This window comes from Variovorax sp. RKNM96, from assembly GCF_017161115.1.
In the GTDB taxonomy this organism is placed as follows: Bacteria; Pseudomonadota; Gammaproteobacteria; order Burkholderiales; family Burkholderiaceae_C; genus Variovorax.
On record NZ_CP046508.1, the window covers coordinates 785,211 to 797,339 of the forward strand.

The 12,129-nt window shown below is 67.6% G+C and carries 10 protein-coding genes; 2 read left to right on the forward strand and 8 right to left on the reverse strand.

The window, feature by feature from the left end; all coding sequences use genetic code 11:
• Nucleotides 1-73: 73 nt before the first annotated feature.
• Nucleotides 74-1,876 carry a cytochrome c biogenesis protein DipZ gene (locus GNX71_RS03585; RefSeq protein ID WP_206177049.1) on the forward strand — a complete coding sequence of 601 codons (1,803 nt, stop codon included), beginning with the start codon at nucleotides 74-76 and terminating at the stop codon, nucleotides 1,874-1,876.
• A gap of 275 nt (nucleotides 1,877-2,151) precedes the next feature.
• Here GNX71_RS03585 and GNX71_RS03590 read toward each other — a convergent pair whose 3' ends face one another.
• Nucleotides 2,152-3,600: an HD domain-containing phosphohydrolase gene (locus GNX71_RS03590; protein WP_206177050.1), complete on the reverse strand. Its 1,449-nt coding sequence runs from the start codon at nucleotides 3,598-3,600 to the stop codon at nucleotides 2,152-2,154.
• Nucleotides 3,601-3,662: 62 nt separating this feature from the next.
• On the reverse strand, nucleotides 3,663-4,427 hold the full coding sequence (locus GNX71_RS03595; RefSeq protein ID WP_206177051.1) for an alpha/beta hydrolase: 765 nt from the start codon (nucleotides 4,425-4,427) through the stop codon (nucleotides 3,663-3,665).
• A 185-nt stretch (nucleotides 4,428-4,612) separates the two neighbouring features.
• Between GNX71_RS03595 and GNX71_RS03600 the strand changes: the two genes are divergently transcribed.
• Complete coding sequence (locus tag GNX71_RS03600) at nucleotides 4,613-5,308, forward strand: TetR/AcrR family transcriptional regulator (protein WP_206177052.1); 696 nt, start codon at nucleotides 4,613-4,615, stop codon at nucleotides 5,306-5,308.
• 13 nt (nucleotides 5,309-5,321) lie between these two features.
• On the opposite strand, the gene GNX71_RS03605 is transcribed toward GNX71_RS03600, so the two are convergent.
• The 6 genes from GNX71_RS03605 to nadE form a co-directional block, all read right to left on the reverse strand.
• Nucleotides 5,322-6,785 carry a coniferyl aldehyde dehydrogenase gene (locus tag GNX71_RS03605; RefSeq protein ID WP_277401884.1) on the reverse strand — a complete coding sequence of 488 codons (1,464 nt, stop codon included), beginning with the start codon at nucleotides 6,783-6,785 and terminating at the stop codon, nucleotides 5,322-5,324.
• The gene (locus tag GNX71_RS03610; protein WP_206177054.1) at nucleotides 6,739-8,025 is read right to left on the reverse strand and encodes a DSD1 family PLP-dependent enzyme; all 1,287 of its coding nucleotides are present in this window, start codon (nucleotides 8,023-8,025) and stop codon (nucleotides 6,739-6,741) included. Before GNX71_RS03610 ends, GNX71_RS03605 begins: the two co-directional genes overlap by 47 nt.
• Nucleotides 8,022-9,461, reverse strand: coding sequence for a D-arabinono-1,4-lactone oxidase (locus GNX71_RS03615; RefSeq protein ID WP_206177055.1), 1,440 nt, complete (start codon nucleotides 9,459-9,461; stop codon nucleotides 8,022-8,024). The genes GNX71_RS03610 and GNX71_RS03615 overlap by 4 nt, the downstream gene beginning before the upstream one ends.
• Entirely contained in the window at nucleotides 9,458-9,835 is a 378-nt protein-coding gene (locus GNX71_RS03620) for a c-type cytochrome (RefSeq protein ID WP_206177056.1), read from the reverse strand. The genes GNX71_RS03615 and GNX71_RS03620 overlap by 4 nt, the downstream gene beginning before the upstream one ends.
• A gap of 15 nt (nucleotides 9,836-9,850) precedes the next feature.
• Nucleotides 9,851-11,035, reverse strand: coding sequence for a porin (locus GNX71_RS03625; protein ID WP_206177057.1), 1,185 nt, complete (start codon nucleotides 11,033-11,035; stop codon nucleotides 9,851-9,853).
• Between the two features lie 215 nt (nucleotides 11,036-11,250).
• A complete protein-coding gene (nadE, locus tag GNX71_RS03630; protein WP_206177058.1) occupies nucleotides 11,251-12,108 on the reverse strand; it encodes an ammonia-dependent NAD(+) synthetase in 858 nt (285 codons plus the stop codon).
• Between the last annotated feature and the right edge of the window lie 21 nt (nucleotides 12,109-12,129).

Below are 12,129 nucleotides of genomic sequence, written 5' to 3' on the forward strand. Positions count from 1 at the left end.
TCGTACGTCGAGACCGTGAAGACCCCGCACGCCCCGACGGTGCACTTCGACCATCACAGACGAGACCCGAACCATGCTGCTCCTTCTCATTGCCTACCTGGGCGGGGTGCTCACCATCCTGAGCCCTTGCATCCTGCCGGTGCTGCCCTTCGTGTTCGCACGGGCCGACCGCCCGTTCCGCTCGCACGGCCTGCCGATGCTGCTGGGCATGGCGGTGGCCTTCGCCGCCATCGCCACGCTGGCGGCGGTCGGTGGCGGCTGGGTGGTCACGGTCAACGAGTACGGGCGCTATGCGGCCATCGCGATGCTCGCGCTGTTCGGCGTGACGCTGCTGTTCCCGAGCCTGGCCGACCGCATGAGCCGGCCGCTGGTGGCGCTCGGTATCCGTTTGTCCGAATCGCAGCCCGACGGTCAAGCCAAGGCCTCGGTGTTCTCGCCGCTGCTGCTGGGTGTCGGCACGGGCCTCTTGTGGGCGCCATGTGCAGGGCCGATCCTCGGGCTCATCCTGACGGGTGCAGCGCTCAACGGCGCGAGCGTCGGCACCACGGTATTGCTGCTGGCGTATGCGGCTGGTGCTTGCACGTCACTGGCGGCCGCGTTGCTGTTCGGCGGGCGCCTGTTCGCGGTCATGAAGCGCTCGCTGCACACGGGCGAATGGGTTCGCCGCGTGGCCGGTGTGGCCGTGCTGGTGGGCGTCGGTGCGATTGCGCTGGGGCTCGATACGGGCGTGCTCAGCCAGCTCTCGGTGGGCACCACCTCGGCACTCGAAAAAGCACTCGTGGAGAAGATCGACATGCCGAAACCGCAACCGCCATCCAGGCCGCTGGTCGAATCGACCCCGCAGCAACAAGACACCGGCTTCGTCAAGACGGCCGCCGTGCTTCCGGAGCCCGCACCCGTGCGCAAGCTCGGCATCGAGGGCCAGTTCCCCTCGCTCACCGGCGCGACCGAATGGATCAACTCGCCGCCGCTCACCCCCGAGGCGCTGCGCGGCAAAGTCGTGCTGGTCGACTTCTGGACCTACTCGTGCATCAACTGCCTGCGCACGCTGCCCTACGTGCGCGCCTGGGCCGAGAAGTACAAGGACGCGGGGCTCGTCGTTCTCGGCGTGCACTCGCCGGAGTTCGCGTTCGAGAAGCGTTCGGCCAACGTGCACAAGGCGACGAAGGACCTGGGCATCGGCTTCCCGGTGGCACTCGACAACGACTTCAAGATCTGGCGCGGCTTCGACAACCAGGCCTGGCCCGCGTTCTATTTCATCGACGCACAGGGGCGCATCCGCCATCACCAGTTCGGCGAGAACCGCTACGACAAGGCCGAGCAGATCATCCAGCAACTGCTTGCCGAAGCCGGGCAGCACAACCTGCCGGCGGGCGTGGTCGCGCCGAAGGGCGAGGGCACGCAGGCCGCGCCGGGCGCAGAGCTTGCGATGTCGGGCGAAACCTATGTGGGCGCAGAGCGTGCAGAGGGCTTCGCATCGCCCGGCGGTCTCGTGAGCGGCCGCGCGCATGTCTACCAAAGCCCCGCGATGCTGCGCACGAACCAGTGGGCGCTCGCCGGCGACTGGACCGTGGAGCCCGAGCGCGCCGTGTCGAACCGGGCGAGCGGCCGCATCGCCTACCGCTTCCAGGCGCGCGACCTGCACCTCGTGCTCGGCCCGGCGGGCGATGGCAAGCCGGTGCGCTTCCGGGTTCTGGTGGACGGCAAAGCGCCACTCGCCGACCACGGCGCGGATACGGACGAGCAAGGCTACGGGACCATCGAGGCGCAGAAGCTCTACCAGCTCGTTCGTCAGGCGAAGAGCGGGAAGGACCGGTTGTTCGAGATCGAGTTTCTTGACGGTGGGGCGCAGGCTTACGCGTTCACGTTCGGCTGAAACCATTCAGGGCAGCACTCACGCCGACGGTGGGCTCTGTTTCGCGAATGTCCCCCGGCCTGCGGCCTCCTCCTTGATTTCGCGAAACAGAGCCCACCATCAGCGTGAGCGCTTCAGAGCGGTTGTTGATCGGCGGTTCACCCAGAGCGTGCCCAAGTGCGCAGGGCATCGGGTGCTCCCCGCAGCGAAATCAAGGAGGAGGGCGAAGCCCGGGGGACATTCGCGGAGGGGAGTACCCGGTGGCCTGTGCACCCGCCCTGAACAGCAACACCTGCTCAGAGCAACCCGAGCGTCAACGCCTTCAAGGTGGCCGCAGCACGCGTCGTGCATTCAAGCTTGCGAAAGATGTTTTCCAGGTGCGCCCGCACAGTGCTCGGGCTGATGCCCAGCACCCGCGCCGCTTCCTTGTTGCTGTCGCCGAGACTGATGCGCCCGAGCACCTCGATCTCGCGGCTGGAGAGAAGGGCCGCTGCGTCGCTCGATGGTGCGGTAACGGCTGCTGCCTGCGGATGTCCCGTGAGCACGGCAACGGCCGCCGCATCGAGCCGCCCGAGTTCCGCTTCGCGCTTCAGCGCCGCGATCGCATCGGCTTCGTCGAGCGCAGCCTGCCCCGGCCGGCTCGTGCGCAACAGCACCCAGTGCGCGGCGACGGCCAGCACGCGTCCCGCAACGTCGATGGCCGGTCCCTTGATGCCGCGGAAGAAACCCGAGCCGTCGAGGCGCTCGTCCACGAAGGAAGCGATCTCCGCTTCGGTGCGAAGCGTGCCGATGCGCCGCGCTGCGCGGTCGGTCCAATAGGGCACGAGGCGCAGGCGTTCCTTGTCGGCCTCGCTGCGCACGCCCGGCGAATCCCACACCGCATTCGGCACCGACGCGCGGCCGATGCCGTGGATGAGCGCGGCGCGCCGCACCTGCCCCTGTTCGACGTCACCCAGCCCCACGCCCGCGGCACAAGCGAACGCGGCATCGGCCACGCGGCGCGAGAAGCCCGTCATCCACGGCAGCTTGAGGTCGATCACGTCGGCGATCAGTTCGAGCGATGCGGTCGTCTCGCGCAATGCGTCGGAAGGCGATTGCATGTCGGCCGCCGCGCCTTGCTCCAGCGCGTGCAGCCAGTCGACGGCGTGTTGTTGCACCGCATCGACCACGAAGGCCGGATAGCGCGCATCGGACCGCTCGGCGATGTAGCGCAGCGCATTGCTCAGGCCATGCACGCGCGAGAAGATTTCGAGATCGCCCGCGACCGAGACGATGAACACTTCTTCAGGAATCTGCGAGGCGCGCAGTCCGTGCGGCTTGCCGCGCCCGTCGAAGGTCTCGAACATGTGGCGCAGCGTGCGCTCCACTTCGGGCGGCATGCCGAGCGTGCGCGCGATGTCGCCCGACACTTCGCAATGGATCTCCGCCATCGGCCCGACCGAGCCTGCGAACTCGGCCGCGGCGACGGCCGATGCGGTCGAGAGCATCGCACGGCGTCCGCCGACGTCATCGCCCATCAGGTCGGAGAACTCAGGTGCATTCGCGGTGCAGCCCGACCATCGCAGGAGCGACGCGCAGGCCGCATGGCCTTGCACCGTGGCATCGCGGCCGATGGCGGCGGCGAGCTGCGAGGCGATCCACGCGGTGCGTGCGGAATGGTCGATGGGTTGCCCCATGCTCAGATCGCCGACGAATGCAAGGGCCTTGATGGCGTCGAAGACCGGGATGTGGGGCGCAGGCTGCACGGGAAGAAATCGGGAGAGAAAAAAAGGAAGGCGTGCCGACCGCAGCCGGCACGCCGGGCACCTTACTTGGTATGGCTCACCGCGTCCAGAATCACCTGCGCCACCTTGGCCGGCTGCGATTGCTGCGGCACGTGGCTGCTGTTGACCGAGGAGACGGTCGCGCCGATCTTCTTGGCCATGTCACGCTGCAGCGCCGGCTGGATCATGTGGTCCGAGCTCGCGACCAGGTACCACGAGGGCTTGGTCTTCCATGCGGCCACGGTGAGCTTCTGCTCGAAGGATTTGCCCAGGATCGGGCCCTGCGTGGCGGTCATCACCGAGGTGGCGGCAGCGGGCAGGTCCTGCGCGAAGTGCTTCGACATGCCTTCCTTCGTGAGCGAGAGGAAGCCGCTCGCGTCGGCCTTGATGTGCGCGGAGCCGGGCGCGGCCGGGTAGTCCTTGCCGAGCTCGGCCGAGTTCTGGCCCGCATCGGGCGCGAAGGCCGCGATGTACACGAGCGAGGAGACCTTGTCGTTCGCGCCGGCCTCGGTGATGACCGAGCCGCCCCACGAGTGGCCGACCAGCACGACCTTGCCGGGCTGCGCATCGATGGCGCGCTTGGCGGCGGCCACGTCGTCTTCGAGCGAGGTCAGCGGGTTCTGCACCGCCACCACGTTCACGCCCTTGGCCTGCAGCAGCGGGATCACCTTGGCCCAGTCGGAGCCGTCGGCGAACGCGCCGTGGACGATGACCACGCTGGGCTTGTCGGCGGCGATGGCACCCGTGGCGAAGGAGAGGCCGATGGCGAGGGCAGCGGCGGCGAGCTTGAAGCGTTGGGCGGTTTTCATGGGAGTCCTGAGGAGAGGTTGGGAGTGGTGAAGAGGAGCCCGTACTGTCGGCGCAGCCGGCTTTCGGCGCCATCGGACGAATGTCCGATGCCGAAACCCTATGGCGCCAAGGGCACTGGCGGCTGTGGAAGGTCGGCGGGATAAGATTCCTCCGAGCAAAAAGACGCCCATTTCTCCAAGACGCCATGGCCACAAGCAGCAACCTTCAGGAACGCAAGCAGCGAGAGCTGGAACAACGCCGCAAGGACATCCTGAAGGTCGTGCGCAAGATGATCGTCAAGAGCGGCGCGCGCGAGATCACCATGCGCAAGGTGGCCGAGGAATCGGGCTTCTCGAACACCGTGGTGTATGCGCTCTTCGGCGACAAGGCCAGCATGATCGCCAACGCGGTCGACGACGACCTGATCCGGCTGAACAAGCTCATGCAGGCCGCGGTAGTTGGCGGCAAGAGTTCGATCGAACGCATCCGGCTCGCATGCCTTGCCTATGTCGAGAACGGGCTCAAACACCCCGACCAGTACTTCCTCGTGTTCATGGAGCGTCGTCCCGCAGCGCCCATCGAGACCTCGACGCTCACCTTCGGCGACCTCGAGAGCGACCCCTACGCCTTCGTCTGCAGCCTCACCGCGGCGCTGGTGCACGACGGCTACATGGCGGCCGACGACAAGCAGGTGGCCGTGGCCACGCAGATCATCTGGGAGGGCATGCACGGCATGACCTCGCTGCGCGTCTCCACCGGCGACGACCCGTGGATCGAGCGGCTCGATGCCGAGGCGCACCTGAACCTGTTGCTCGACATTCTTCTGCTGGGCATCGTGCAGCGCTTCCCGGGCGCCAAGTCGGCCGCGGCGATCAAGCTGCTGTCGCAGGGCCGCAGCTGAACCTTGCGCCCGCTCAGCGCACCAGCAGCTTCATCATCCGTTCGAAGGTCTTGCTGTAGGGCGGCTTGAAGAGGCCGACGCCGTTGAAGGCCGACTGGTGAAAGATCGGCTTCATCTTCGAGAAGGTCCGGAAGCCGTGTTCCCCGTGGTACGCGCCCATGCCGCTCGCACCGACGCCGCCGAAGGGCAGGTCGTCCTGCGCGATGTGCAGCAGGGTGTCGTTGATCGACACGCCGCCGGCCACCGTCTGCTGCATCACCCGGTCGATGGTCGCGCCGTTCTTCTCGAACAGGTAGAGCGCGAGCGGGCGTGGGTGCGCGTTGACGTAGGCGATGGCTTCGTCGATGGCGCCATAGGTCATCACCGGCAGGATGGGGCCGAAGATTTCTTCCTTCATCACGCGCATGCTGTCCTGTATGCCGGTCAGCAGCACCGGCGGGAAGCGGCGTGTCGCGGCATCGGGCGTCATGTCCGAGAGCGGCACGGCCGACGCGCCTTCCATCTGCGCCAGCGCGGCGAGCTCCTGCAGGCGGGAGAAGTGGCGCGGGCTCACGATGCTGGTGTAGTCGGTGTTGCGCGCGATGTCCGGGTACATCGCGTTGAACACGCGCCGGGCGCTGTCCGCGAAGCGCTGTTGCTGCCCCTCGGGCACCAGCACGTAGTCGGGCGCGATGCAGGTCTGGCCCGCATTGAGCGTCTTGCCCACGAGGATGCGTTCGACGGCCTTTTCGAAGTTGGCATCGGGCCCGATGATCGCGGGCGACTTGCCGCCAAGCTCCAGCGTCACCGGCGTGAGGTTCTCGCTCGCGGCGCGCATCACATGGTGGCCGACGGCTGTCGAACCGGTGAACAGCAGGTGGTCGAAGGGCAGGCTGGTGAATTCGCGCGCCGCTTCGGCATCGCCGTTGACGATGGCGATCTCGTCTTCCGCGAAGCTGGCCCGCACGAGCGTGGCGAACAGTTCGGCAAAGCGCGGCGTGAATTCCGACTGCTTCACCATCACGCGGTTGCCCGCGGCGAGCGCCGCCGTCATCGGTCCCACGGCCAGGTTCAGCGGGTAGTTCCACGGCACCACGATGCCGACCACGCCCAGGGGCTGCGGCATGATCCGCGACGACGCGGGCTTGAACCACAGGCCGGTGGAACGGCGCTGCGTGCGCATCCATTTCCTGCCGTGGCGCAGCGCATGGTTGATGCCCTCGACGGCGGGGAAGACCTCGGCCAGTTCGGTTTCCTGATAGGGCCGGTTGAAGAAGTCCGCGCTGATGGCGGCGGCGATCTCCTTGCGGTGGTCCATCACCAGAGCGCGCAGGCGCTCCAGGCGCCCGGCGCGCTCGCTCCATGGCGGGGTCTGCGCGCGCAGGCTGGCGGCGCGCATGGCGTCGAAGGTCTGTTTCATGTCTTGGGTCATGGCACTTCGTCGATGGGCTTCAGCCCGTTTGTTGGTACACCGGCCAGTGGTCCTGGATCTTGCCACCGCGCAGGGTCACCAGGTCGCCGAACTGCAGCAGCACGCCTTCGGCGATGGCGGGGCGCAGGAACACCTGGTCGTCCACCGAAAGGCCCGTGGCCGGCGAGCCGTTCACGTTCTCCTGGTTGGCGCTGTGGCCGAGGATGCCGTTGAACTGCAGGCCCTTGGGCGAGGCGTAGTCCGCGAGCCAGTAGCCGCCGTAGATGTAGTAGGTCTGGCGCTGGTTCACGTCCCACCACGAGAAGATCTTCGACTTGCCGTCGAGCGCCGGAATGGTCACCGGCCCGGTCGCCTTGATGACCGGCGTGGCGATGAACGCGGCCGGCTCGTGCGCGGCCAGCGTCTCGATGTCGTAGTGCGTGGGCTTGAGCAGCGCGGTGCCGGTGCTGACCTCGGTGCTCAGCTTCTCCGCCTCGTGCAGCTTGTAGCTGGGACTGCCGCCGGTGTTGAGCGTGAGGCCGTCGTTCCACAGCGTCGGGTACTGGCCGCGCACGTGATCGATGAAGCCCTGGTAGATCGCCATCGCCTTGGCGAGCAGTTCCTCGGATGACCCCAGCGCCTTCGGCACGCCGAAGCCCACGTGCGCGTCGTAGCCCATGAAGCCTGCGAACTCGAGCTGCTGCGGGTTCGCGGCGATGAGGTCGAGCATCCGGCCGAGCGTGGCGTTGTCGGCCACGCCGCCGCGGTGCAGGCCCACGTCGATCTCGAGGTTGATGCGCAGCTTGCTGCCGATGCCCTGCGCGAGCGCGAGGTATTGCTGCAGCCGCTCGGGCGTGTCGAGCAGCCACTGCAGCTGCCGCGACGGATCGAACGGTCCCTTGAGCTTCTTGTAGAACAGCGCTGCCGACTGCACCGGCAACGGCTTGCCCATGAGGATGTCGAAGTCCGGAAAAATCTCCGCGTCGATGTTGAGGAAGGGCTGGTGGAAGGACATCAGCCGCTTCGTGCCCGAGCGCTTGGCCACATAGTCGATGAGCGCATGCGAAGGCAGCGACTTCTCGACGATGCGGTAGTGCTTGCCGCCCTGGCGCAGGCTCTGCATCACGCGGTCGATGTTGCGGTCCATGCGGTCCAGGTCGATGACCATGCAGGGGCGCATCGGGCCGTTCTTCTTCAGCTCGTTGTTGAGCGCGCGGAAATAGTCGTCGTGCGGCGCGCCGTTGTCGCCGGGGCGGAGGGCAAAGGCGCCGACGGTCCCGACAGCGGCCACGCCGAGCGTGCCCAGGAGGATCTTCCGGCGGCTCATGCGGTGACTCCGAAAAGCTGGCGCAGGTAGGGGTTGAGCATGCGGCCTTCCGGGTCGAGCCTGGCGCGCAGTGCGAGGAAGTCGTTCCAGCGCGGATAGAGCGCCGCGAGTTGCGGCGCCTTCAGGTCGTGCAGCTTGCCCCAGTGCGGCCGGCCCTGGTACTTGCGGTAGATCGGGCCGATTTCCGAGAGCAGGTAGTCGTAGGGCTCGCCCTGCGCGGCATGCACGGCGATCGAGCAGCTGTCGCGCGCATGGAACGGGCTGAGCCACGCGTCATCGGCCTTCACGAAGCGGAACTCCAGCGGAAAGAACACGTCGTTGCGCCGCTCCAGCGCAGCGATGACTTCGCGCACGCAGGCGATGCCGTCGGCGCGCGGCACGTGGCACTCGGTCTCGTTGAACTTGGTGGGGCGCTGCGTGGAGAGCAGCTTCCATGAGCGGTTCTTCGCCTCCTCGGTCTGCTCGCCGTCGATCAGCTTGCCGGCCACCCAGCGGCGCAGCGACGGGAACCAGCCCAGCCAGTCGCGCAGGCGCTTGAGGTCGCGCAGCATGTCTTCGTCGGCCGAGGGCGACTGGACCGTGTCGGTGCCGGTGTAGAGGTCGTTGGTGATGCCCGCCGCATAACCGGTGAAGGGCAGGTAGTAGAACTCGAAGTTGCGGTGCTTCTCCGCGAGCGCAGGCGCCTCGTCGAGCATCGCCTCCAAGGGCTTGAGGAACACGCGGCGGTGCAGGTTGAAGGCGGGCACCACGCGCACCGTGGCCTGCGTGATCACGCCCAGGCTGCCGAGCGACACGCGCGCAGCGGCCAGCAGCTCGGGGTTGCGCTCGGTGCTGCAGTCGAGCACCTCGCCGCCCGGCGTCATGAGCCGGAGGCCCACCACGTCGGCATGCAGCGCGGGCAGGTCCTTGCCGGTGCCGTGGGTTGCGGTGGCGATGGCGCCTGCGAAGGATTGCGCGTCGATGTCGGGCAGGTTGCGAAGGCCCAGGCCTTGCGTGTCGAGCTGGCGCGACAGCAGCGCGAGGCGTGTGCCGGCGTGCAGCGTCACGGTCTGCGCCTGTGCGTCGCTCGCGACGATGCCCGACATGCGGTCCAGCGAGATCAGCGTGGCCTCGGTCGGCACCAGCGCAGTGAACGAGTGGCCCGCGCCGACGCAGCGCGCGCCGGCCGCGCCGGCCTTGCGCAATGCCGCCGCGAGCTCGGCTTCGTCGCCCGGCGTCTCGATGGCCTTGGGCGTGCAGCGGGCGATGCCGGACCAGTTCGTCCAGCCGGGGGCAGGCGTTGTTGTTGCGGCCGTTGGCGCGGCGACATCTGCCGCAGCGCGCGCCTCGATGCCGCTGCCGGCGAATGCAGCGGTGACAGCGATGCCCGCGCCGGCCTTCAGCACCGTGCGGCGGCGCTCGCCGTGCGGCGTTTGCGCGTTGTCGTCGTTGCTCATTTCCGTTCTTCCTTCCCTTGGCTCATGAAGACGATCAGCGCGCGCATGTCGGCTTCGCTGCAATCCGCGCAGAGGCCCTTGGGCGGCATCGCATTGAAGCCTTCCATCGCGTGCTTCACGAGCACATCCATGCCCTTGCCCAGGCGCGGCTTCCATTGCGCGATGTCGCCGGTCAGCGGCGCCTTGGCGTCGATGGCGGTGTGGCATGCGAGGCACGAGCGCTCGTAGCGCGCGCGCAGGTCGTCGGAGGCGGGCCGCAGCGATTCGGCGCGATGGATGTCCGAGGTGGAAGGTGGCTGTGGTGCTTCCTCCTTGCAGGCTGCGAGACCCGCAAGAAGAAGCGTCGACAGAAAGAGTCGAAAGGCAATTCGCATGCGGTCGTCGTCTGGCTAGAAGGTGTGGCGGATGCCGACGGTGGTGCCGGTCTGCGTGCGCGCGATCGTCGGGCTCTGCGCGTTGATGCCCACGAGCTGCGCGCCGATCAGCCCGCCGCGGTACACCGAGTGGTCGATCTCGGCATAGAGCATGGTCCGCTTCGACAGCGCATAGCCCGCCACCAGCTGGTACTGGCTGGCCGAGCCGTCGAAGTCGCTCGTGTAGCCGCGCTGCCGCGTGAACCACACGTTGGCCGCGAGCGTGAGCCAGGGCGTGGCCTTGTAGGTGATGCCGCCGAGGATCATGCGGCGCTTGCTGAAGCCGCCCGGGATGCTCGGGTCCACCGTCTGCGCCGGCGAGATGATGCCCAGCCCCGCAAGGTCGACCGCGCTGAACGGCCCGTTCGCGAACGAGGTGAAGTCGTTGTCGCGCCGGTTCTCGATGTAGCCGGCCTGCAGCGTGGCCGATTCGCCGAGCCTGAACTGCGCGCCCGCGGTGTAGATGTCGAACTTCGCGTTCGTGTTGTCGTCCTTGGTGCGCATGAGCGCGCCGGCCAGCTTGACCGGACCGTTCTCCGGCGCGTAGGCCACGCCCACGCCGTACTGGCTGCCGCGCCTGGAAGACCCCTCGCCCTCGCCGATGGCGTACTGCGCGAGCAGCACCACGTCGCCCAGCTGCGCGCCCCAATGGACCATGTTGTTGGTCTTGCTCGCGGCCAGCAGCGTGTGCTCGGGCTTGAAGGCGTTGAAGTAGTCGGCCCAGAGGTTGGAGCCGTAGGCGAGCGAGGCCGCCTCCATCGCCACGTTGTACTGCCGCCCGAGGGTGAGCTGGCCCCACGACTGCGACACCAGCCCGACCGAGGCGATCTGCATGTACTGCGAGCCGTCCCTGGGAAGCGGGTCGCCGTTGCGCAGGTCGAAGTGGCTCTCGAGCTGGAAGATCGCCTGCAGCCCGCCGCCCAGGTCTTCGGTGCCCTTCACGCCCCAGAAGCTTTCGGACATGCCGCCTTCCCTTGTCATGCGCAGGCGCGAGCGGGTGTTCACGGGGGCGCCGTCGGCGCCGTAGTCGGTGGCGTGCGTCTCGTAGCGCAGGCCCGCATCGACCGTGCCGTACAGCGTGAGGGTGCTTTGCGCCCACGCGGTGCCGGCACACAGCGGCAGCGCCAGCGCGGCCACCGAAAGGGGGACTCGTCTCGTCATGTTGTTTCCTTCATCTGCCCAAGCCATGCAGCTCTTCGCTGGAAGTGCGCCGTGTTTCCGGCGCGGGGCGGATGTTAGAACGTTGATCTGAAAAAATCCAACGTTTTATTTGGAATCGTTGTTCCTTCCGATTTCTGTGGCCTTAGGTTTTCATCGGGCGCACAAAAGCAAACGCGCCCTGGAAGGGCGCGTTGCGGGGGAGCGAGGCCGCGGCGTCAGCCGGCGTTGGCGGGGGGCGGCGGCTCGACCGGCAGCGCGCGCTTGTGCGCGCTCTTGCGGTGCGTCGACAGGATGATCGCGCGCGCCGCGGCCGACACCGGCTTGCCTTCGAGGAAGTCGTCGATCTGTTCGTAGGTCACGCCGAAGGCGTCTTCGTCGGGCTTGCCCGGCACCAGCGATTCGAGGTCGGCGGTCGGCACCTTGTAGACCAGTTCGTCGGGTGCGCCGAGCAGTGCCGCCACGGCGCGCACGCGGCGCTTGTTGAGGCCGGTGAGCGGCGTGATGTCGGCCGCGCCGTCGCCGAACTTGGTGAAGAAGCCCATCAGCGCCTCGGCCGCATGGTCGGTGCCGATGACGATGCCGTCGTGCGCACCGGCCACCGCGAACTGCGCCACCATGCGCTGGCGCGCCTTGATGTTGCCGAGCACGAAGTCCTCGTGCGCCGCATCGCGGAACTTCAGGTCGCCGGCCTTCAATGCGGCGAGCATGCCGTCGGCCGCGGGGCGGATGTCGACGGTGATCGTGCGGTCGGGCTTCATCACGGTGAGCGATCGCTGGGCTTCCGCCTCGTCCTTCTGCACGCCGTAGGGCAGTCGCATGGCGATGAAGGTGGCGTCGTAGCCTTCGGCGCGCAGTTTCTCGACGGCGCGCTGCGCGAGGCAGCCGGCGGTCAGCGAATCGACGCCGCCGCTGATGCCGAGCACCAGTGTCTTGAGGCCCGTCTGCTTCAGGTAGCTGGCGAGGAAGTCAGTGCGCCGCGCGAGTTCGGCGGCGGCATCGAAGACAGGCGCCACATGCAGCGCCGCGATGATCTCGCGCTGCGTGGCATCGACGGGGGACAGGTCAGCACTCATGGTGTTTGCCGGTGTGAATGA